Consider the following 21,041-nt stretch of genomic DNA (forward strand, 5'->3'; position numbering starts at 1 on the left):
AAATGTGGATGCTGGAGGTTCATTGTTGGTTCGTTTTTGAGGCTAGCGGAGCTTATTTATCAGATAAGCTTTCTCCATCTACTGGAATATGCACACGCTCACTCAGTCCTTCGTTGCATATATGTTCGGATAGCTCAGTTCGGGTGAGCAGACAATGATTGATCGCCTCCATATGGACAGCCACTACTTGTGTATAGGGGGCGTGTTGCGCAACCGTCGTCACATCCTGTGTAGTCATCGTAATTGGATCACCAACCGTGAACCGCGCTCCTCCGGCATTCACAATCGTCCACTCCGGATGGTACTTGTCGAGTGCTTCTGATACTTCACTGCACCAGATTGTGTCCCCGGCCAAATAGACAACAGGCTCGCCTGGAGCCTGAAATACAAAGCCTGAAACGGGGCCCATCTTTTCCCCGATTTCTCCAGTACCATGATGCCCGGTTGTGCGGATAATCTCAATTTCTCCCACAGAACCTACCACCCGAACCGGAGTCACCTGCGTAAAACCGTCAGCGGCGATCTGCTCTTCATTTCCGGGCTGGCAGAGGACAGGAAGCTGTTTGTCCAGCCATTGCGCTGCTGCCGGGTCCCAGTGATCCGGGTGCAAATGCGTAACGATAACAACGTCAGGCTGTCCAAGCGTTTCCCATTGCGGCGGCAATGGAACCAGCGGATTACGGCGGTCATTTTCCGTATTGGGAATAGGCGGATTTACGCCAAGCTCGCTCAACATCGGGTCGATCAGGAATTTTACTCCGGCGTACTCCAGCCATAGGGTTGCATTGCGGATTAGTGTGATTTTCATATTTGGAAGCTCCTTTTATATTGAATAATTCATTTTTTAAGCCGAATATATTCGACAGTTGTTTGTTTCTGTTACAATCATATCTGATGCAAGAAGATACAGGCTACGGCCTGCTGAAAGGAAAACAAGAATTCTCGTTTCATTATGAAAGGAAAAATGGCTATGGAACTATTCGTACCCGACGACACCGATCTGCGCATTCTTCATCATCTGATTGAGGACAGCTCCTTATCGCACAAGGAAATCGGTCAGCTCGTTCATTTGACAGGGCAAGCCGTAGGAGCGCGTGTTCGAAAAATGCAGGATGCGGGCGTCATCGAGGGCTACACGCTACGCTGGAACCCTGAAAAAATTGGGCAGACCATCCATGCCTTTATTACGGTGTTTTTGAATTCGGGAACCGTTCACAGTGCTTTTCAGGCTTTTGCACGAGAACATCCTTATATCGTTGAGATTCATCGGGTTAGTGGGGAGGGCTGTTACTGGATGCGCTTGCGCATGTCCTCGCAGTCAGAGTTAGCTGCTATGCTGGATGAATTAACTAAATTCGGAAATTACAAACTAAGCTTTTCGATAGGAGAAATTGAATGATAAAGGACTCCCGGCGCTTATGCCGGGAGTTTTTTTGCTTGGCCAGTACCAGCATTTTATCCGGCATTCCGGTAAACTGCTGCTGATCCTCAGGTAAATAAAAGGTATGTAAAATGGCGTTATGCTCACAATGGTAAGGGACGAGTTCCACGTCAGTAGTAGAGGAAGGCTGTGAGGTGAATGCAGGTTTGTTCATGGGTAGACTCCGATCTGTACGTATTTTTGTACATATTAGGAATTATTGTTACGTAAAACGAAGCTTCGGTCAAGCCTGCAATTGGCTAAAACGATGTTAACATCTAATTGGCTAAAAAAGAAACCTGAACTCATCTTACTTACGTATTACCCATTACATAAATAAGCATGGTTTAAAGGAGACGTGTACTTCTATGAAGCAGGTTACAGCATTTCGGGAAAGTCAGGAACGATTGCGTCATGAATTGAAGACCATTGAGGCGTGGGAGAAGGCGCAAAAGGATATTTTTTTCTGGGAAAAGCTCGGCAGATGGCCTTTTATGCTACTGGATCGACTGACGCCCAAAATGATTAAGGACAAGCTGGAACAGCTGCTTAACGAGCTGGGAAGCTTCATTCAAAACGGCGGTAAATATCTGGTGAAAGAAGAAACGGTTCTGAACAAGCTGAAAAAGACGGCCCGTGAACATGTGATTCGGCAAAATGGCGCGGATTCCACTTCTGATATGCAGGATCGGCTTCATGATAGGGAAAACGCGGATTCGGACGTTAGCCCTGAACCGACGTGGGGATTGAAGCAGGCGGCTGAGCTGCCGCTAACGATCATGGATCAGACCGCTGACGATATTACGTCAGGTCGCATCACCTTTGCCACCGCTCAGGGAGCAACAACGGGGATCGGCGGTGTGTTTACCATTGCGGCGGATATTCCTATTTTACTCGGATTGTCACTCAAAGTGCTTCAGGAAATGGCCTTATGCTACGGCTTCAATCCTGATGAGAAGCAGGAACGCATTTTTATAATTAAATGTATGCAATTTGCTTCATCTGATATTGTCGGTAAAAAGGCTGTGCTGGAGGAACTGGCCTTGTTTGATGATCCTTCACGCCAGGCGCAGGTCTTTTCCCAGATGCAGGGATGGAGAGAAGTCGTTAATACGTACCGCGATCAGTTTGGATGGAAAAAGCTGCTCCAGATGATCCCGATTGCAGGCATTTTGTTCGGCTCCATTGCCAACCGAAGTGCTATTCGTGATGTAGCTGAAGCGGGTAAAATGCTATACAGGAAGCGCCGTATTTTGATACGTTTGGCGGAAGAAGAGAGTTGACTGGATGATTCGGGATAGAAGAGGGTATGCTTTTTGGCTTGCTTGGTGGGGGAATCAGGTTAGGCGACTACGAAGGTGTGAAGCGGCCGGGATGGCCGCCACACGGTTACCTGTTACACTTCGGCTCCGTTTTCTTCCGCCCAGCGGTTTAAGGTTTTATCAGTAGGAAGCAGGAATGTCAAAATACCGAGCAGAGGCAAAAAGCCGCACAGGAACATGATATTGGTGATGCCTACCTTATCAATCCAGTTGCCGAGCACGAGCGCACCTACACCGCCGAGGCCAAAAGCGAGGCCCGTGATCAGACCGGAGACGGTTCCGATTTTGCCGGGAACGAGCATTTGCGCATATACGACCGTAATCGAAAAGCTCGACAGCATAATAAATCCGATGATCGGCAACAGGATAGCGGTCCAGAATTGGTTGGCGTAAGGCAGCAACAGTGCAAGAGGTGCGGCCAATACCATGGACAGGAAAATCATATTACGTTTACCAAAACGGTCCGCCAGCGGGCCGCCAAAGAAGGTGCCTAGCGCACCAGCTCCGAGAAACAGGAAAATGTACAGTTGTGCATCAGCCAGAGGCATTTTAAACACTTCCATCAGGTAAAACGAATAGTAGCTGCCGACCGAGGTCGAATACCACGAACGGACGAATACCAGCAGTATGAGAACAATCATGGCAAACATAATACGGTTGCGTACTTCGGGCTTCATCTGGCGTGCCACCGCTTTTTTACGTGCATAGCCTTCGGTGCGCAGGACGTTACCATACCAGCGAGCGATGAACGACTGCACCACAATTCCTGCGGCAGCAATACCTGTGAACCAGATGGCGCCAAATTGCCCTAACGGGATAAAAATCCAGCTCGTAAGCATGGGTGCCAGCGATTGGCCCGCATTGCCGCCGACCTGGAAAATGGACTGAGCCAGCCCCCGACGAGGTCCGGCCGCCATGTGGGATACCCGCGAGCCTTCCGGGTGAAAGGCAGCCGAGCCCAGACCCACGAAGATGACCGCGATGAGCACTGCTTTATAATCGGCAGCATAGGCGAGCAGCAGCATGCCTGTCAGCGTAAAGCCCATGCCGATCGGAAGGATCGCGGGCGTAGGTCGTTTGTCCGAAAATAAACCAATGACTGGCTGCATGATCGAAGCTGTAAAATTGATGGCGAATGAAATCCAGCCGATTTGCGTGTAGCTCAGGCTCATGGATTCTTTTAAGATCGGAAAGATCGCAGGAATGACCGATTGAATCGAGTCATTGAACAGATGAACGAAGCTGATGGCAATCAGTATCGCAAAAACGGTGCCCTTCGCTTGAGGTCCCGGCAAAGGGAGCGATTGGCCCGTTTCTTTTTTTGTAGCAGATTTAGTAGTCATGGCAACCTCCGGTTATGTATGTATATTTTAAGATATAGGAAGCGATCCGTTTGCAGCAAATGTCTGAAAGGGGCATAAAGGCCGCCTTTACTCGGTGGTTCTTTCTCATCCTGCTGCATACTCGCAATTGCTTGACTTAGTTGGATATTCTACACGTCACATGGAAATTAAAACTATCTTTTCTATAACAGACTAAACAAGGGTGTCTCAAGAGTCCGTATGTGCGGCTCTGGGGATGCCCTTTTTTCTTTTAACAAAACCATACCCTTCATTTAACAAACTTAAGATATGATTCTTTATATCATACAACTTGTTGTATAGGTGATAGCTTTGTAGAGAACGCATGAAGAGCACAAGAGAGGATATGATTTGAGAATGAAATTGTTAAGGAAACCGTTATCAGTTGCTTTATTATCTGTACCCTTACTTATAGGTTCCCTGGGTGGAAGTTATGCGAGTGCGGCAACCCTACCAACAACGGTAACTGCGCCAGAGCCGTCTTGGGGATATTTCGTAGATCATTACAAAAATAATAATTCTGATAATAAAACGGAAAGTTCAAATCCGACACTCGGGTTGCTTTCCGGATTTAATAAACTTTGGACTCCCGGCGCTACCTGGGATACAGGTTCCAAGCTGAATAGTAGCGTACTGGACGCCAATATTCAAAAAGTTATTGATATTGCTGCTCGCCGTACTTCCAGTGAGGCAGATGCGGCTTATTTGGATGATCGCAGAAATCAGAGCTACAGTGTGATCGACGGTCTGGGTTCGCTTACCGATGTATATCGAAAGAATGCAGGGGCAACTACAACAATCAATGACATTCCGGCAGATGCCTTGACTAAAAAATATGAAGATGCCGGAACCAATGCAGGCAGTACGAGTTCCGCTCTTGGCAATATCGTGAATTTGGTCAATACCTTGCGTGGTGATTACTCTTCGACGAGCTCGGCCAAGGCTTATTTTAGCTATCCTCGTCCGTTTCGTTGGAGCAATAATTCAGTCGTGGTTCCAACCCTGCTGCCCGCGCAAAATTCTGATCCGAGCAAGGATGGCGGTTTTCCTAGTGGGCATACCAATGCCGCGTATCTTAGCGCTATTGCTATGGCCTATGCCGTACCAGAACGTTATCAGGAATTGCTGACGCGAGCTTCGGAGCTGGGCAACAACCGTATTGTTGCCGGTATGCATTCGCCATTTGATGTTATGGGAGGGCGCGTCATGGCAACTGCGACGGCGGCTGCCATCCTGTCTGATCCGGCCAATAGCAGTTTAAAGAAAGCAGCTTATCAGGATGCTCACAGTAAATTGTTAACGCAAACGGGTACAGCCTCGGATCGGTTCAGTAATTACTCTGCCAATAAAAAAAGCTATACTGAACGATTGACATACGGATTTAGTCCAATTAACCCGACCACGACTGCAATGACGGTGCCTAAGGGAGCTGAGGTGCTGCTGGAAACACGTCTGCCTTACCTGGACAGCACACAACGCCGTTGGGTTTTGGCTACTACAGGTCTTCCTTCCGGCTATCCTGTACTGGATGATGCTGAGGGATGGGGACGGCTTAATCTCTTTGCCGCCGCAGATGGTTATGGTGCATTCGCCAATAACGTTACCGTGACCATGGACGCTTCCAAAGGCGGTTTCAATGCTTTGGATCGCTGGCGCAACAATATTTCCGGCGTTGGAAAGCTGGCCAAAAAGGGTACAGGTACGTTGAAGCTGATGGGCAACAATACGTATTCTGGCGGTACACAGCTCGACCAAGGCACACTTGAGGGGAATTCGGAAACGGCTTTCGGAAGTGGGGATGTTACGAACAACGGGGGTACCCTCACTGAAAATGTTGCTGGAAAGCTGATCATCGGCGGCAATTACAAACAATCTGCCAAGGGCACACTTGAGCTCAACCTTCAGAGTAAAAATGATTTGCTCAAAATTAAAGGCACTGCAATACCTAATGGGAAATTGCGTCTGAATTTTTCAAATAAATATGTACCAGCTAACGGTGCCACGATCATGAATTATGGCAAACGAAATGGAGCATTTACTTCCATTGAAACCACAGGCTTACCAAGCAAGTACAAAGTGAAGGTTGTCTATAAAGCTGACAGTATTCAGTTAAAAGTTACAAAGTAATAAACTCGGTATACAACAATTGAAGTGCACCTTTAGAATTCATCGGATAACGGAAGGGTTATTCCCATGTCTATTCTAAGGGTGCACTTCACTGTTTAATGAGGGGCATATTAGGTTTTAAGTATCTTTACAATAGCAAATCATTGATTAGTGAACTTGGTGTAAAATGTTAACGATTATCGACCTTTTCCGGGTACATATCATGATTCATCATACGGTGCTCCGCTATCTGCTCGTACTTCGTTCCCGGTTTGCCGTAGTTGGTGTACGGGTCGATAGAGATACCGCCGCGTGGCGTGAATTTGCCCCATACTTCAATGTAGCGAGGGTCCATCAGCTTAATCAAGTCATTCATGATGATATTGACGCAGTCCTCATGGAAATCGCCGTGGTTGCGGAAGCTGAACAGGTACAGCTTGAGGGACTTGCTTTCGACCATTTTAATATCGGGAATGTAGCTGATGTAGATGGTGGCAAAATCCGGCTGTCCTGTAATTGGACACAGGCTGGTGAACTCCGGGCAATTGAACTTTACAAAATAGTCGCGGTACGGATGCTTATTATCAAAGCTTTCAAGAATGGCGGAATCATAGGCAAAGGTGTATTGGGTGCCTTGATTGCCAAGTAGGGTAACATCGGTCATTTCTTCGGGTGTTCTTCCGGTCATAGTGGTGAGGCTCCTTAAGTTTAGTTTGGTAAACGAGATGGGAGTTATAGTGATGGGGAGGTTAGGTGACGCTCTGCGAAGGATTTGAGCTTCCGATCGCTGTTGAAATGGGATTCTTTTGGATTAGGTAAAAGATGTATAGGTTAGAATCCCATTTCAAAGGCGAACGCTAACGCTTCTCCAGCTTCAAATCCTCCGCTCCGCTGCCGACCGCCGTCAACACCATAAAGTCCCTACTCGTTTACATATGGGTGAGTAGTGTCAAAAACGCTTGCTCCTTGATTAAAGGAGCATTATTATTGTTGAGAAGCCCCGTCCTTTGGACGAGGGTTTCTCTTCTTTTATTTCACACTCTCAAAGAAGCAGCTCTATTGATTTTAGAGTGCATATACAGCACAGACGATATAAATATTGCATATAGTGTTATACGCCGCGTTTGTTGCCCCATACGAGGGTGTGGAGCTGCGGGAGTACCCGTACGTCGTTCAGACGTGAATCGTCCATGACACGGTCAATAAGCCATTCATAACGGTGTAAAAGGGACTCCGCGATCTGTCCGGTGTTCTCCGTGTTCACATCTGGATTGCCGGTCTGGAGGAACAGCGGTACATGTGGATAACGCTCGTGAACGGTGCGTGCATATGCGAGATCAATGTCATCGAATATGACGACCTTCAAGCTGCATGCTCCGTGGTAGAATCTCACTGATTCATTAGCAGCTTCCTTCGTGCACGTTGCGGTAGAGAAGTTGGACGCTGACGAGGGCTCTCCAGCTGTCTTCCAATCAGTAATCTTCCGATTTGACAGGCGGGCTACGATGTCATCCAGCACGTCCCAGTTGGTCGTCATACCAGAGCTGGGCGGTTTGGGCGACAGGGTCACCTCGTCGATATCATACAGCCATTCCTGCCAGCGGGAGCCTTGAGTTTCGACGGCGGTGGCAATGCTTTGGCTTCGCAGCAGGGTAATCAGCTCTCCAAGCTGCGGGAGCAGGGCCGGGTTGCCCCCGGAAAGGGTTACATGTGAAAACCGTGTGCCACCGATGGCTTGAAGCTCCTGCCAAATGTCTGCGGCGCTGAGACGACGGATCTGATCCTTGGCGCTGCCGTCCCAGGTAAAGGCGGAATCGCACCATGAGCAGTGGTAATCGCAGCCTGCGGTACGTACAAACATCGTTTTACGCCCAATAACCATGCCTTCGCCCTGAACGGTAGGACCAAACACCTCCAGTACAGGGATAGGGGCTGTTTTCATTCCCCGGGAAGGTACGGCTGCTTGGTGAGTCGCCGTGGTATTACTCATCCAGCATCCACTCCCGTCGGAATTCGGCGTAGCTGGTAGGTGTTTCGAACAACCGCACAAATTCAGTGCGTCCGCCTTCCACACGATTGCGGTATACTTCCGAGGTCAGGGCGGATTCCATTTGTTCGAAGATCCAGACGACCATATTTTCCGCTGTTGTATTCATCGGAGGCAGTGTCTCATTCAGGTAGCGGTGATCCAGATAAGGTTCGATCCGCTCTTTCCAGATTGTTTTGATATCACCAAAATCAAGGGTCAGGCCGGTTTCACCCGGTATACCGCTAATGCCGAAAACGACGATATAAGTATGTCCGTGCAGATTTTTGCATTTGCCTTCGTAGCAGTGCAGATGGTGTGCTGCATCGAACGTAAATTGCTTGCTGACCAGTACACGTTTACGGTGGTAACGTAGCTGGGAGCGTTCAATGTCCGTCCCGAACTGCTGGAGCTTTTCGACGATACGAAAGGTGCCCGGCTCACGCATGGCCTTCAACTCCTTGCGACGAAGCTTCGCGTACAGCCAGATACTGTTCCAGCCCGGCGCGGCGCAGTTTGCAGGCAGGGCATTCGCCACAGCCATCTCCAATTATGCCGTTATAGCATGTTAGTGTACGTGTTCTTACAAATTCAAAGGCCTCCAGCTCATCGGCCATTTGCCAGGTTTCGGCTTTATTCAACCACATGAGCGGGGTATGAATGACAAATGGATAGTCCATGGAAAGATTTAAAGTGACGTTCAGTGACTTAATAAACGAATCACGGCAATCGGGATAGCCGCTAAAATCCGTCTCGCATACGCCTGTAATGATATGGCGGGCTCCTTTTTGCTTGGCGAGCACCGCTGCGAAGCTGAGGAACAGTAGATTGCGGCCGTCTACAAAGGTGCTGGGCAGCTCGCCTTCCTGCTGAGTAATGTCAATGTCAGTGCGTGTAAGTGCATTGGGGGCTAATTGATTGAGCAGGCTCATATCCAGTACCGATTGTGGAACACCCAGCTCGTGGGCAATCCCGGCCGCTACTTCGATTTCCTGCTTGTGGCGTTGACCGTAATCGAACGTCACCGTTTCTACTTCGGCAAAATATTTTTTCGCCCAAAATAAACAGGTCGTGCTGTCTTGGCCGCCGCTGAATACGACGACTGCTTTTTCGTTGGTAAACATAAAAAAACCTCTCGATCTTCTTGGAATGGTGTAAGACACAGGGTCTTGTCACTTGGAAGAAGGAGAGTTCTTGAACCGACTTCAACAAAAAACAGGCCTTGCCCCGCGATTATTTTTTCATGCGGAGGACAAAGCGTCGTTAGTTTTTTATAGAGGGAGTTCGCGAACCTCTCCCATGCATGGAGCATGGACTTTCTTCATTTGGTGTCTGCCAGAGGGCAGACGCCTTCATTATAGCATGGCAGGGCTATTTGATAAACACTCCACCAAATGGAATGACTTCCCTTAAAAAGCGTTTGATCACGCCATCGTCGTTCATATCCTGCTGGAGCCGTCGATGATGTTCACCCGCATGAAAAAGCACAGTACCGTGTCCGGTCATTTTAAAATGATAATTCATATGCTGGCTGGCCAAATGGTTGCCGTACACCGTCAGCTCAAGCTTGGCGTTCTCGGGATAGGCAATGACGCTGCTTGCATCGACATACATCGGCTCTATCGGATGAAGCTGTTCCTGACATACCAGTCCCTGAGTCAATAGACCGATCTGCCCGATGCCGTCGAATTTCATTTTAATGACATCGCGGCTGAACAACATGTTTTTCACGCTCAGCAGCTTGGTGCGCATATGGATACCAGAGCTGTACCAGAACAGGTTGCGGAAATCGTATAGCAGATCGTCGCCTCCTTCCAACTCAATCATTTTCAGACTAAAGCCGGGGGGAAGTGCAGCAATGAGACGGCAAGCTCCTGTAAAATCGGCTTGAATCAGCTTGTGCTTGCGGTACATGCCTTTAATATTCATCAGCTTGTCACTGCGGCCTGAACTGGGTCCGCGGTACGCGATGATTTGCTGCGGGTGAAGAACATGCAGCTTTTCGCCCTCTGCCAGATCAAGCGTGACGACGGAACCGACGCTTTCATCATGGTGTTGTCCTGCTTGTATGTCCATTCTGACCTTTCATCCTCTCAGGCGGTTAGTATCTTCCCGAACGTCGACGCATCCCGTAACGCAACAGGCGGATACCGATAAAATAACCAGCCAGCAGAATGACAGCTGTGAGGATCAGCATCTTGTTACGGTGTGAAGCCTGATCGCGCTGAAGCTGAAGATTTTTCAGCTCGGTAACGGTGTCGGTCAGCTTGCGATTTTGCTCCAATAGTTGGACATTTTGCTCCTGATATGCCTCAACGCTACTACGGGCCTTTTGTAGTTCCTCCTGCGTTTGCCGGTAGCTTTCCTTGAGCTGATATACATCCCCAGGCAGCCGGGAAAATTGCTCAAAGCCCTGGTATACATCATCCCAGTAAGCGGCATGCGCTCCCGGAACACCAGTTGCGCCAAAAACAAACAGAAGCGCTATAGCAGCGTAGACGACACGGCGGTAGAAAATAAAGCGAGAAATTTGTCGTGCCAAGAGATCATCCTCCTTCTGATGCATCAAGATGTTAAATGATAAGCATAATTACCCATATCTTATGGTTACGTACAGTGTAATGATTAGGGTTCAAAGTTTAGAATAACAGGATGACTAATTCGGGAGAAATATTACAAAAAAAGTCGATATTTTAGTTTAAGTGTACCTCAAAACGGGTATATCAAGGAAGCAGCTACATTCCGGTAATTTTCTGGCGAGTACGCACAAGAGCCAACCCCATATGATGAAGAACAGAAATGAGTATAAATATATTAAGCAAGAATATAGAAGGAGAAATGAACGATGAACGAAAAAGAACAAACCTATAAAACGTTAAAAATAACTGTAAACGGAAAGCCTTTGTCGAAGGAACTGGTGGTGGACAGCATTACTTTTGCGCCTGTGTCTGATATTTGCACAAAAGCGAATGTTTCTGTGACAGAAACTACGATTTCTTAACTTCATATATGAAACAAGACTATAATGCAGCCCGGCTTACGCCGGGCTGTTTTTTGCGTAATCATGCAATTTTAATGGGTTAAAATGCTATTTATTGACGTACTCCCCCTTTCCTATAGATTACCATGTATAATTTTCGGTGACGAACATATGTTCCCTGACAATATAGTGTCAGATAACACTGTTAATTTAGAGTTACATGTTCTTTTAGGGGGAATTTACCAGTGGTGAAGTCAATGGTTAACGTAACGTACACATGGGACAAAGAGTCTATATCTGCGAATGGGTCCGAGCAAGTAAATCTGCTGATAGAATGGGGCCATGGGGCTATACGTAAAAGAAAAGGGACTTTAATGCCGAAAACAGTTGGATGTGACCTGCAACTCCGGTTCATTCCAGAGAGTGGGGTAAATCTATTAAAAGTGGATGGGGCCAGGCTCAACTTCAATCGCTCGGAAGACGGAGAGTACATGCTTGTTCACTGTGGTGATATGCGGAGGGGGAAGTATAAGCAGGCTATTTTGTCCTTTTCTATACCGGCCCACTCTTCCGGAAGACATATCATTGGATTGATGGAGTGGAGCTGGCGTAAGCCAACTCAGGAAAAAAGGACGCTGATTCGAACGGATCAGCTCTATATCCATTACACGCATCATCTTGGTCTGCTGAGCATTCCAATCAACCCAAAGGTGGAAAAATACATAAAGCTGAATGAGACGGCTCCTATTGTGAAGAAAGCATTACGTATGTACGAGAAGGGGGAACATGAGCGAGGGGCGTTTGTCCTTACCAGACAAGCAGATGAGCTGCTAATACGGGCGGCAAGAACAGAAGATATGGAATATCTGGAGGAAGCCGAATTACTCTTTGCCGTACGCAATAAATGGAATGGGACTTTTGGATTATTCCAAACGTATAGTTCAAAAGTCTTTGTTAATAAAGGGATATCTGTAGAGGATGTTCGCTTTACCGAAATTAATATTTTAAAGTAGGCAATTATGCTAGTTTATTTATGTAATATAGTGAGTCTAATTTACTATCTTTTTGTAAAGGAGAGACTTCCTTGACTGATCGGTTGATACGGTTAATGCGGATTATTACTATTGTTCAGGCAAATCCGGGGATATTGGCAAGAGAGCTTGCCGAACGTTGTGAAACATCAGAACGCACCATTTACCGAGATATGGAGGCTCTAAGCGCTATGCATATTCCAATAGCCAATATGGGGCATGGCAAAGGATACATATTTATTAGTAACTTCGCCTTGTATCCTCTCAATTGGACGGAAGAAGAGGCACATGCTTTTGCCAAGCTGGGGGATGTCATGGAAACCGTAAAGCCTCTTTTACCACCAGCTTTTGAGAGTGCTTATGAGAAAGTGATGGCCTCCAGTCAGAAAAAAAAGATGGACCAGACAAGCTTCGCGCAGGAAATGAAAAATATCGTCCGGCTCGGCTCGACACTTGAGCGGGAAAACCAGCCTTATCTGCTCAGGCTGATTGTTTTGGCAAGTCTTACGCAGCAGACCATTGAAGCGGAATACAGTTCGCCTCAAAATGAAGATGTATCATTGGTTCAGATTGATCCTTATTGTCTGGTTCCACAGGATCGGCGTTTTTATATGCTTGGTTTTTGTCACAAGCAATCCGCCATGAGAACCTTTCGGATCAGCCGTTTTCGAAATATGAGGATTTTGCCGTATACATTTCAGAAGAATACTTCTGAAATGGAGATGTTTTTTAAGGGGACCTGGTCGGTTACCAAAGGAAACCAGAATATTCGGTTTGTGGTGAGGTTTTCTGCCGAATCTGTATATCGGGTCAAAGAAGAGGAGCTGTTCATCAAGCCTTTTCTCAAGGATTTGCCGGATGGAAGTCTATTGTTTGAGGTAACGGTTAATCATGATGGTGAATTTCTGGACTGGCTCACTCAATATGGAGCGGAGGCGGAAATCTTGGAGCCATTGCGATACCGCAAGCGAATGCAGGAAATGCTGCGAACCTGGGGGGCATTTTATTCCGATAAAAAGGCAGGAAATCAAGAATGACAAGGGGTGATAGATCCCCCGGAACGGGCCGGGGTGCTATCCGCCTAACGGTCCTTAAACAGGTTGGCGAGATTGCCAAATGGACTGTACTGCTCCTGCTCTTCTTCCGGTGTAGAGTATACGAGCTTTGAGCCCCGGCTTTCTTCATCGTCAGAAGCGTTATGGGTTAATGTAATACGATCAAAATGGTGCATGAAAACCTGAGCGGTGTTCACTGCATCATCCAGCGCACGGTGCTGTTGACCGTCAAAGTCAATGTTGCACAGTTCCAGCGCCTGAGACAGGCTCAGCTGGCGGTACTTACCGTTGGAGCCGAACAGACGGGAGATTTGCTTTTGTATATCATTCGTATTATGAATCCAATGGAGGTCCACATGATGGGTGCGGCAATGGGATACGAGCTTCTGACGGTCATCTGGCCCCCATGCACACAAGTAATAGGTTGAGTCTGTTCCGAGCCATGCGATAAATTGCTTCACTGCTTCAGGGAAGAGCGGGGCCGCATCAATGTCCCGTTGAGTAATACCGGTAAACTGCACGGTATCCGTAGACAGCACAGGCCGATTCGAGGGTCTGACAAAGCTGTGAAACGTGTCCGCAACGTACAAGCCATCGTCTCCCTGCATGACTTTGACGGCACCGATATCAATGATTTCGGAGGAATATCTGGCGTTACGGCTAACGGTAAACTCAAGATCATAAATAATGTATTGCATTTTTGTGCTCCTTCCACACATATAACTGATCCCATTGGAGAACGGGATGGATGTTTTCTGCCCGAATGGCTCTTCTCCATCATACCTCTCGGTTCACAACTTGTCAGCGTCTAAAAGGCTGGCTTTTGAAAAAAAATATGCGATGTCCAAATGAGTATGGACTATCGCATAAAAATAACCTCCTGACATACAGCAGCGTCCGAAACCACTGGGATTCCGGACGCTGTCTTTACAAGCTTATTGAATTAGGCCGGGAGGTCAAGCTTTTGCCCCGGATAAATGCGGTGAGGATTTTTCAGCTTGTTCAGCTTTTGGAGCTGTTGCCAGGTGAACCCGTATTGGCGGGAAATGTCATACAGTGTATCCCCGGACTTTACAATATACACATGGTTATTTGCAGCTTGCGCAGAAGTCGTTGTCTGCTGTGGCTTCGCTGGTTGAGTCTTGGCTGGTGCAGGTTTCGCAGATGGGGTAGAGACCACTTGCGGTTCTTCCTGCACGGGTGCCGGTGTTGCGGTTGGAGCAGATGGTACAGGCTGCGCGGCAGGAACGGAAGTCTTGCCGTCTGCTTTGGCTTCTTGAATGCGGCCGTCTGCTTGTCCTTGCAGGCTGGCGGAGCCAACCTTTTGCATGTAGCGAATCAGCGCCTCATCAAGCGATCCGAACATACCTGCCTGCGAATATTTGGCGAACATTGTATACTGATCTCCGCCTACAGCCGTAAAGTCATTGGTTGCCAGTGTGTACGTGGCATCAGGATCAAGCGTTTTTCCGCCAATCAGGATGGAATGGACGCGGCTCCCCTTGGCTGCCGATGTATCTATTTTAAACGAGATCCCCGATACCTGTGGAAAACCGCCACTTGGCTCCGGATAGGAGGCAGTGCCATTTTCAAGTGCTGCCTGAATGTCGGAGCCTTTCACTTTCAGGGTAACAATCTGGTTGCCGAATGGCAGCACAGTGATGATGTCTCCCTTGGTTACCGTTCCCGTTTTGATGGACGCCCGAATGCCGCCGCCGTTGGTCAGGGCCACATCTGCCCCCGAAATATCACGCATAGCATCGGTGAGCAGATCGCCGAGATTCGTTTCACCTGCACGTACCTTTTCACGCGCTCCTTCCAGGTTCACACTCGTTTGTGCTACAACTTCTTTGAGAATAGGCTCCTGTTCCTTCTGAATGGAAGCAATCAATGAAGTAATCTCAGCATTTGGCTGAATGTCGGCTGCTTGCGTCGAATCAATCAGCTTGGCTTGTTTTTGGGTAACCTTACCGCCGTCGACCCATAAATCAACAACACCCAGATACTTCGTATATTCACCCGCGCTTGCAATCAGTGTACCATTGCCACCGACCAAGCCTTTTTCCAGTACGGTATGACTGTGTCCATCAATGAAAATGTCAATGCCGGGCACTTCCTTCACGACCTTAAGGCTCGTGTCTTTGCTGGATGCATCCTGTCCCAGATGACCGAGGACCACGACAACATCCACTTTACTGCGGATTTCATCTACAGCCGCTTTGGCTTCGACAGCAGGATCGGTAAATTGAATGCCCTCAACATTTTTAGGATTCGTTTTGTATGCCGTTTCGGGCGTAGTCAGGCCGATAATACCAATTTTAACGCCATCGACTTCTTTAATGACATAAGGCTGGAACAAACGTGTTCCGTCTGTTTGCTTAATGTTGGCGCTGAGTACAGGGAATTGAATTTCCTTACTCAGCTCCAAAAGATGCTTCCAGCCGTAATTAAACTCGTGGTTGCCTGGTACCATCGCATCATAGCGAAGCTTGTTAATTACTTTCACGATGCTCTCGCCGTTGACCAAGGTAGCGAAGGTCGTTCCATGAATCGTATCTCCGTCATCCAGCAGCAGCGTATTGGGATTGGAAGCGCGGTACTGGTCAATGATGCCTGCCAGCTTGGCGAAGCCCATTTCCTTGTCGTTAGCGACCACATGGGCATGGGTGTCGTTCGTATGTAGGATGGTGATGTGTTTCCCGCTGACCGGAGGAGTTGCACTTCCCGCTGTTCCCGTACTGGCTGCCGGGTCTGCTGCTGCTGTTCCAAGACATCCGAGCAGGAGCGCGGCGGTCGTCAAGATGGACGAGATTTTTTTCCATGAATTCATGTTGTTCTTTCAACCTCCTATAAAATGAATGAATTAGAGAAACCGCTTACGTCCACATTTTATCAGAAGATTGTAAAAATAACTTCTATTTTATATAAGGGCATTGAAAATTTTTTGTATATCGGTTGTTAAAGCCATCATGAAATTACCTATATTGAAGAGGAAGTAATAAACAAACAATTATATGTGAGAACTAACGTTCTGTTTTAGGGTCAAAAAAAAGGACAGCCTCCTTGGGCAGACCGATCCGGGATAAATAGTGCTCCTGCGTTTCTTCAGTAAGCGGTGGTTGTCCTTCACTGAGCAAAAGCACAGCGAACCGATTGGCTTGCATCTCAAATTTGCCGGGGCAGAAATAGGAATGCTCTTCCATAAAGAAGCGGCTGACGCCTTTATGAAGTCGGTCATGCCCCAATTCATGCGCACAGACGAATCGTTCCCACTCCGGTGTAAGCCTGTTGTGGATGACGATGAATCTCCTGCGTAGCTTGCGATAATACAGCCCTTTGGTTGTGGGGCCCAGATCGCAGTAACGGATATGGATACCCAGAGCTTCCGCAATATCGAAGGGGGAGTTCGTACGGTATTTTCGGACGAGTTTGTGAATGAGTTCGTTCATGCGTTCACCTGCTATTCCTGATCACTGCCCGCTGGGGGCGATTTGGGTTTATGCTTGTTCATCTGTTTGGCTTCCCAGAACAGACCAGTTAGCACATCCTTGATCCGTTGACGATCTTCTTCATCCAGCGGAATGCCGTCGAACATCAATTCGCCGTCTTCCTCCAGCATTTTTTTAAAATCCCGGCGGTCTTTGGAAGTAGCCCATTCCGGTACGTTGGAACGATAGGAGTCGTGTGAATGCTGCTCTACGTAATCATCGTCTCCCCAATATCCGGCGTTCTTCATCATCTCGGTATACGATACGCCGAGCGCGTCCGCTATTTTGCGGAGAGTAGAGGGCTTGGGTACGCCACGCAGCCCGTTTTCAATACGGGAAATTTGTGAATTGCTGATGCCAGCCGCTGCTGCCAATTGGTTAATGCTCCATTGCTTGTGCTCACGCTGCTGCTTTAAGTATGTTCCGAATGCTGGTTGTTCCACAATGGCGGCTCCCTTCTGCAACAGAATAAAAGATTAGTTCCATTATACCATTAGGTAAATAGTAAAAGCACGTAATATGCCAAAAGGTATAGAAAAATAAAGCGAATATCCTGTTTTTGAAGCTATATCGCTTTTTTTGCCGATGGATAGCTATCCTAAATAATGCTATGTTATACTCATAATACGAACAAAAGGGGAACAAATTGTAAACGTAAGAGTTGTACGATTTAAAAAATACATCATTGTCAAAAGGCATAAGATAAGGAGTGTTGCTTTACATGAAAAATAACTTACCCGAATTGGACAGACGTAAAACGCAGAACGCACTGGAGGGGGTATTTGAAAAATATCGGATTTATAGAACCATTACCTTTATGGACCGGGAAAGTTTTATCACAGCCGGCTATACGGATCGCCCGAACGGCCCGACGAATGTGACCAGCGATCCAACGGCACGGACAGCCGTATATAATGTAGATGCTCCTGCAGCTCGTTTGGCTTATTGCGAAATGGTGGATGCCGTAGTCGGCCGTTTGAATGAACGCGAACAGTTACTCATCCGTGAGCGCTATTTAAAGGATGACGATGTGTTCGACTACAAGGTTTACAATTATGTGCTCGATCCGCCAGTAAGCAAAGATACGTACACGAAAATCCGCACCCGGGCTTTTTACAAAATGGCGCTTGCACTGGCGGATCAGGGTGTTTTGAATCTGGCAGGCTTACAGAAGGGCGCGGATCGAAAATGGGGATGATGTAATAATTATCCATTCGTTCGCATTTATATTTTAATATCATTTCTTAAAAGGCTTTGATTTCCTGTAATAGCAGGGGTCAAGGTCTTTTTTATTTACACGAACATATGTTCTCAAAATACCACCCAACTTCATCCCTAGTCTCTGCTTTTATCGTCCATTTCCCCGGCAACGCATTCGTTATAAGGGTGTAAGATTATATCATCGGGAATCAAGACAAGAGGACATACCGAAGACACACACAGTCAAAAGTTAGCCGGCCATCAGGGCCGGTTTTTTCATGCGGTTGTCGTCCCTGTCGATTCCCGGGAATTCGTGGTACAGAAAGGAGGAGTCGTGTTGCCTAAGCAATGGATGCTGCAATGCATGAGGTTGAGGCTGCGCCGGATGAGAACACGGAAGTGGAAAAAAGCCTGGCTAAGTAGCCACAACATGCGAGTGCAGGATGCGCAAAGGTGGCATGCCGCAGGATGAGACAAGCCTTTAAACAAAAGCTCATTGACATTGTTCCAGCGCTTCAAGGGCGCGTATACGATGTTCAGCCACCGTCGCAGACGGCAGAGGAGCCGTACGCCGTTATGGCGCTGGGCGAGGAAATTTGGAAATCGTCCTGGGCCGGATATCGGCAGGTTGTCCGCATCAAGCTGTACGCAGGACAAGCCGGGCTGGCACAGGCCGATGTATGGGCGAATGCCCTGATTGCCGGACTGCACCGGGAACCGGTGACAGGCGAAGGCGAGGACACGTCGGCTTTTACCGCGCACTATTTGGGCGTGCGGGATGCGGAAAAGCTGGATACCGTTACGGGCAAGGCCTACAGAACGCTACGTTTTGGCGTGTATGTGCCTGAAACGGAAGGTAGTCCAGCGGCCGTTCCGGCAAACGGTGTTGCACAGCCGGATGAATGGCTGGCTGCGCTGACCCGCTGGACGCAGAAGCAGTTGGGCGAGACGTGGTCGGTGTACGCCGATGCATGGCCCGCACAGCCGGGACGGCATGCGGTGCTATGGCGGCTGAGCGGCTGCGAGACCAGGATGGCGGGAGCCTCCATGTATGAACTTCGCAAACGGTTCATCGGGCATATTACCGCCCCGGACACCACCGAAGAAAACCACGCCGCTTCCGCGCTGGTTGAGGGCTTCGCCGCTCAAATTCAGCTCCCTCTGGATCAGGAGAAGGGCCGTTATATGTCCACGGCGGAAGCTTCCGCAGATTTGCAGGCGGATGCGATTTTGGACGGTCAGCTCCGGCTGACGCTGGTACAGCGGCGTATGCGTCCGGCTGAGGAAGCGGCGTTAATCCGCAGAGTGGAAATTCATCCTATTTTGAAATGAGGTGGTCCGAGTGACCTTGGAAAACAACGAGCAGGCCCCGGTCAATGCCGGGCAGGAAGCAAGCGGCCCCCGCTATACGCTGGAGGAGCTTAAGGAGCACGCGGAACAATTGTTTTCCGTGAAGGAAGAAGTGCTGGCAGGCGCCTTTTTTGGCACACAGGACAAGCTGTTCACGGTAGCAGAAGCACACACTAAAATCGAACAATTTATGAAAGCGAAGGTGGATTAATTATGGCAGGCGGAACATGGGAAAACACGAATAAACCGGTATTGCCGGGTTTGTATATGAATTTTCAGGCAGCAGCAGCTTCAGCGATTCAAGGTGGCTCGCGCGGTACGGTCGTTGTACCGGTTAAAGCCAACTGGGGTCCTGTACGTGAGTTTGTAGAGATTGGTAGCGAAACGGCGATCAGCCAAATCTTTTCGAATGACAGTCTGGATGGAGCAACAGCGTATTCTACGCTGTATCTGGCTCTGCTGGGTGGACCGAAAAAGCTGTTGGCCTACCGTTTGGCAGATGACACGGCTGCACCAGCAACTGTGACGCTGAAAAGTGGCGGTGAGGCACCAACCGATGTGCTGCGCTTGCAGGCTTTGTACACAGGTAGTCGCGGTAATGGCTTTGCCGTAACGGTACAGCCAACCTTGGGTGACGAGCAAGCCCGTGAGGTGCGTCTCTATGAGGGCACTAAGCTGCTGGGTACGTATAAAGGCAGCGACGGTACGGCTGCTTCGATTGCCGAAGCGATGAACAAGAACAGCGAAAATGTATGGGTGAAGGCCGAGGTTGTCGGTAATGGCGGTATTCCGGCGGATGTCAGCGGCGTACATCTCACTGGCGGCAACAGCGGTAATAGCACGCTGGTTAACGCCGATTATATCGCGATGCAGGAAGCGCTGGAAGGACAGGAATTTAACGTCCTCGCGCTCGATTATGCAGCCGATCTGGCCTTGCTGCAAAGCTTTGCCGCGTGGATCAAGCGTGTCCGGGGCGAAGGCAAGGGCGTTATCGCCGTGTTCGGTGGTTCTGCGGCAGATGATGTATCCAAAACCGCTGTCAGCTTGGCCTCTGCCCGTTCTCTGGCGCTCAACCATGAAGGTATCGTAAACGTGGGTACTGGCGTGCGTCTGGCAGGTACGGACTACAGCTCCGCTCAAACGGCTGCTTATGTAGCCGGACTGATCGCAGGTCAACGTCTGAATCAATCCGCGACATATGCGGTGACGCCTTTTGAGGATGTAACCCGCCGCTGGACACGTTCCGAGCAGGAGCAGGCTGTCCGTAATGGTGTCTTCCTGCTGTTCTTCGACGGCCGTCAGGTCAAAGCGTTGCGCGGTATCAACAGCTTGGTGAACCCGGCTGCTGGACAAAACAACGCGTGGAAGAAAATTCGTTCTATTCGCGTTATGGATGCTATTAACGCTGACTTGCAGCGTGCAGCCGAAGAGACTTACATTGGCAAAATCAACAACACGGTAGAAGGCCGTCTGGCACTCATCGGTGCGATCAAAGAATACCTGGCACAGCTGTCGCTAAGCAACGTTATCGAAGCCGATGGCTACGATGTCATTCTCGATCCGGCTTACTATGGTGATGCTCCAGTTATCAAACCGGAGCCGGACCAAGTGTTCCTGCAATGGAATGTGAAGCTGACCGACGTGATGGAGCAACTGTTCGGTACATTTTACGTGCAATAAGAATATCGCGGGAAATTAGAAA

23 protein-coding genes and 1 riboswitch are annotated in these 21,041 nt (G+C 48.6%); of the genes, 11 read left to right on the plus strand and 12 right to left on the minus strand.

Going from position 1 to position 21,041, the window contains the following annotated elements:
* Positions 1–52: 52 nt before the first annotated feature.
* Positions 53–808 (minus strand): MBL fold metallo-hydrolase, encoded by a 756-nt coding sequence (locus tag E0698_RS00325; RefSeq protein ID WP_192510230.1) that lies wholly within the window; start codon positions 806–808, stop codon positions 53–55.
* Between the two features lie 162 nt (positions 809–970).
* Here E0698_RS00325 and E0698_RS00330 point away from each other — a divergent pair, with 162 nt between their 5' ends.
* Both E0698_RS00330 and E0698_RS00335 read left to right on the plus strand, forming a co-directional pair.
* Complete coding sequence (locus tag E0698_RS00330) at positions 971–1,399, plus strand: Lrp/AsnC family transcriptional regulator (protein ID WP_134910870.1); 429 nt, start codon at positions 971–973, stop codon at positions 1,397–1,399.
* 389 nt (positions 1,400–1,788) lie between these two features.
* Entirely contained in the window at positions 1,789–2,703 is a 915-nt protein-coding gene (locus tag E0698_RS00335; protein WP_192510231.1) for an EcsC family protein, read from the plus strand.
* Between the two features lie 113 nt (positions 2,704–2,816).
* Here E0698_RS00335 and E0698_RS00340 read toward each other — a convergent pair whose 3' ends face one another.
* Complete coding sequence (locus E0698_RS00340; protein WP_192510232.1) at positions 2,817–4,085, minus strand: MFS transporter; 1,269 nt, start codon at positions 4,083–4,085, stop codon at positions 2,817–2,819.
* 375 nt (positions 4,086–4,460) lie between these two features.
* Here E0698_RS00340 and E0698_RS00345 point away from each other — a divergent pair, with 375 nt between their 5' ends.
* Complete coding sequence (locus tag E0698_RS00345) at positions 4,461–6,230, plus strand: acid phosphatase (protein WP_192510233.1); 1,770 nt, start codon at positions 4,461–4,463, stop codon at positions 6,228–6,230.
* 169 nt (positions 6,231–6,399) lie between these two features.
* Here E0698_RS00345 and queF read toward each other — a convergent pair whose 3' ends face one another.
* From queF to E0698_RS00375, 6 genes are all read right to left on the minus strand, one after another.
* Entirely contained in the window at positions 6,400–6,897 is a 498-nt protein-coding gene (gene queF / locus E0698_RS00350; RefSeq protein ID WP_192510234.1) for a preQ(1) synthase, read from the minus strand.
* A gap of 423 nt (positions 6,898–7,320) precedes the next feature.
* Complete coding sequence (gene queE / locus E0698_RS00355; protein WP_192510235.1) at positions 7,321–8,199, minus strand: 7-carboxy-7-deazaguanine synthase QueE; 879 nt, start codon at positions 8,197–8,199, stop codon at positions 7,321–7,323.
* Complete coding sequence (queD, locus tag E0698_RS00360; protein WP_134910856.1) at positions 8,192–8,683, minus strand: 6-carboxytetrahydropterin synthase QueD; 492 nt, start codon at positions 8,681–8,683, stop codon at positions 8,192–8,194. The genes queE and queD overlap by 8 nt, the downstream gene beginning before the upstream one ends.
* Positions 8,676–9,359, minus strand: coding sequence for a 7-cyano-7-deazaguanine synthase QueC (gene queC, locus E0698_RS00365; protein WP_192510236.1), 684 nt, complete (start codon positions 9,357–9,359; stop codon positions 8,676–8,678). Before queC ends, queD begins: the two co-directional genes overlap by 8 nt.
* A 133-nt stretch (positions 9,360–9,492) precedes the next feature.
* Positions 9,493–9,536: riboswitch (PreQ1 riboswitch) on the minus strand.
* A gap of 70 nt (positions 9,537–9,606) precedes the next feature.
* A complete protein-coding gene (locus E0698_RS00370) occupies positions 9,607–10,311 on the minus strand; it encodes an AIM24 family protein (protein WP_192510237.1) in 705 nt (234 codons plus the stop codon).
* Between the two features lie 25 nt (positions 10,312–10,336).
* Positions 10,337–10,777 carry a hypothetical protein gene (locus E0698_RS00375; RefSeq protein ID WP_238353807.1) on the minus strand — a complete coding sequence of 147 codons (441 nt, stop codon included), beginning with the start codon at positions 10,775–10,777 and terminating at the stop codon, positions 10,337–10,339.
* Between the two features lie 303 nt (positions 10,778–11,080).
* On the opposite strand from E0698_RS00375, the gene E0698_RS00380 reads away from it, so the two are divergent.
* From E0698_RS00380 to E0698_RS00390, 3 genes are all read left to right on the plus strand, one after another.
* Positions 11,081–11,236, plus strand: coding sequence for a hypothetical protein (locus E0698_RS00380; protein WP_187644853.1), 156 nt, complete (start codon positions 11,081–11,083; stop codon positions 11,234–11,236).
* 224 nt (positions 11,237–11,460) lie between these two features.
* On the plus strand, positions 11,461–12,228 hold the full coding sequence (locus E0698_RS00385; RefSeq protein ID WP_134910852.1) for a hypothetical protein: 768 nt from the start codon (positions 11,461–11,463) through the stop codon (positions 12,226–12,228).
* Between the two features lie 71 nt (positions 12,229–12,299).
* On the plus strand, positions 12,300–13,283 hold the full coding sequence (locus tag E0698_RS00390) for a helix-turn-helix transcriptional regulator (RefSeq protein ID WP_149094431.1): 984 nt from the start codon (positions 12,300–12,302) through the stop codon (positions 13,281–13,283).
* 44 nt (positions 13,284–13,327) lie between these two features.
* On the opposite strand, the gene E0698_RS00395 is transcribed toward E0698_RS00390, so the two are convergent.
* The 4 genes from E0698_RS00395 to E0698_RS00410 all read right to left on the minus strand — a co-directional run bounded on the left by E0698_RS00395 (position 13,328) and on the right by E0698_RS00410 (position 17,232).
* Complete coding sequence (locus E0698_RS00395; protein WP_192510238.1) at positions 13,328–13,999, minus strand: 3'-5' exonuclease; 672 nt, start codon at positions 13,997–13,999, stop codon at positions 13,328–13,330.
* A 245-nt stretch (positions 14,000–14,244) separates the two neighbouring features.
* Positions 14,245–16,131, minus strand: a complete 1,887-nt coding sequence (locus tag E0698_RS00400) for a 5'-nucleotidase C-terminal domain-containing protein (RefSeq protein ID WP_192510239.1) — start codon at positions 16,129–16,131, stop codon at positions 14,245–14,247.
* Positions 16,132–16,324: 193 nt separating this feature from the next.
* Entirely contained in the window at positions 16,325–16,750 is a 426-nt protein-coding gene (locus E0698_RS00405; RefSeq protein ID WP_149094434.1) for an ImmA/IrrE family metallo-endopeptidase, read from the minus strand.
* A gap of 11 nt (positions 16,751–16,761) precedes the next feature.
* The gene (locus E0698_RS00410; RefSeq protein ID WP_192510240.1) at positions 16,762–17,232 is read right to left on the minus strand and encodes a helix-turn-helix domain-containing protein; all 471 of its coding nucleotides are present in this window, start codon (positions 17,230–17,232) and stop codon (positions 16,762–16,764) included.
* Between the two features lie 278 nt (positions 17,233–17,510).
* Between E0698_RS00410 and E0698_RS00415 the strand changes: the two genes are divergently transcribed.
* The 5 genes from E0698_RS00415 (at position 17,511) to E0698_RS00430 (ending at position 21,019) form a co-directional block, all read left to right on the plus strand.
* Positions 17,511–17,987 carry an ArpU family phage packaging/lysis transcriptional regulator gene (locus E0698_RS00415; RefSeq protein ID WP_192510241.1) on the plus strand — a complete coding sequence of 159 codons (477 nt, stop codon included), beginning with the start codon at positions 17,511–17,513 and terminating at the stop codon, positions 17,985–17,987.
* Between the two features lie 339 nt (positions 17,988–18,326).
* Positions 18,327–18,461 carry a hypothetical protein gene (locus E0698_RS27270; RefSeq protein ID WP_273041182.1) on the plus strand — a complete coding sequence of 45 codons (135 nt, stop codon included), beginning with the start codon at positions 18,327–18,329 and terminating at the stop codon, positions 18,459–18,461.
* Positions 18,458–19,321: a hypothetical protein gene (locus E0698_RS00420; RefSeq protein ID WP_134910846.1), complete on the plus strand. Its 864-nt coding sequence runs from the start codon at positions 18,458–18,460 to the stop codon at positions 19,319–19,321. The genes E0698_RS27270 and E0698_RS00420 overlap by 4 nt, the downstream gene beginning before the upstream one ends.
* A 10-nt stretch (positions 19,322–19,331) precedes the next feature.
* A complete protein-coding gene (locus E0698_RS00425; protein ID WP_134910845.1) occupies positions 19,332–19,550 on the plus strand; it encodes a hypothetical protein in 219 nt (72 codons plus the stop codon).
* A 2-nt stretch (positions 19,551–19,552) separates the two neighbouring features.
* Positions 19,553–21,019: a phage tail sheath family protein gene (locus tag E0698_RS00430; RefSeq protein WP_025685151.1), complete on the plus strand. Its 1,467-nt coding sequence runs from the start codon at positions 19,553–19,555 to the stop codon at positions 21,017–21,019.
* Positions 21,020–21,041 lie beyond the last annotated feature (22 nt).

This window comes from Paenibacillus sp. 23TSA30-6 (assembly GCF_014858585.1).
Taxonomy (GTDB): Bacteria; Bacillota; Bacilli; order Paenibacillales; family Paenibacillaceae; genus Paenibacillus.

Bases quoted from the DNA above. Each gene is read 5' to 3' on its own strand.
- E0698_RS00420 (WP_134910846.1), top strand. From the start codon at position 18,458: ATGAGACAAGCCTTTAAACAAAAGCTCATTGACATTGTTCCAGCGCTT.
- E0698_RS00400 (WP_192510239.1), bottom strand. From the start codon at position 16,131: ATGAATTCATGGAAAAAAATCTCGTCCATCTTGACGACCGCCGCGCTC.
- E0698_RS00395 (WP_192510238.1), bottom strand. From the start codon at position 13,999: ATGCAATACATTATTTATGATCTTGAGTTTACCGTTAGCCGTAACGCC.
- E0698_RS00370 (WP_192510237.1), bottom strand. From the start codon at position 10,311: ATGGACATACAAGCAGGACAACACCATGATGAAAGCGTCGGTTCCGTC.
- E0698_RS00340 (WP_192510232.1), bottom strand. From the start codon at position 4,085: ATGACTACTAAATCTGCTACAAAAAAAGAAACGGGCCAATCGCTCCCT.
- E0698_RS00345 (WP_192510233.1), top strand. From the start codon at position 4,461: ATGAAATTGTTAAGGAAACCGTTATCAGTTGCTTTATTATCTGTACCC.
- E0698_RS00325 (WP_192510230.1), bottom strand. From the start codon at position 808: ATGAAAATCACACTAATCCGCAATGCAACCCTATGGCTGGAGTACGCC.
- queD (WP_134910856.1), bottom strand. From the start codon at position 8,683: ATGCGTGAGCCGGGCACCTTTCGTATCGTCGAAAAGCTCCAGCAGTTC.
- E0698_RS00335 (WP_192510231.1), top strand. From the start codon at position 1,789: ATGAAGCAGGTTACAGCATTTCGGGAAAGTCAGGAACGATTGCGTCAT.
- E0698_RS00415 (WP_192510241.1), top strand. From the start codon at position 17,511: ATGAAAAATAACTTACCCGAATTGGACAGACGTAAAACGCAGAACGCA.
- queF (WP_192510234.1), bottom strand. From the start codon at position 6,897: ATGACCGGAAGAACACCCGAAGAAATGACCGATGTTACCCTACTTGGC.
- queE (WP_192510235.1), bottom strand. From the start codon at position 8,199: ATGAGTAATACCACGGCGACTCACCAAGCAGCCGTACCTTCCCGGGGA.
- E0698_RS00330 (WP_134910870.1), top strand. From the start codon at position 971: ATGGAACTATTCGTACCCGACGACACCGATCTGCGCATTCTTCATCAT.
- E0698_RS00380 (WP_187644853.1), top strand. From the start codon at position 11,081: ATGAACGAAAAAGAACAAACCTATAAAACGTTAAAAATAACTGTAAAC.
- E0698_RS00405 (WP_149094434.1), bottom strand. From the start codon at position 16,750: ATGAACGAACTCATTCACAAACTCGTCCGAAAATACCGTACGAACTCC.
- queC (WP_192510236.1), bottom strand. From the start codon at position 9,359: ATGTTTACCAACGAAAAAGCAGTCGTCGTATTCAGCGGCGGCCAAGAC.
- E0698_RS00430 (WP_025685151.1), top strand. From the start codon at position 19,553: ATGGCAGGCGGAACATGGGAAAACACGAATAAACCGGTATTGCCGGGT.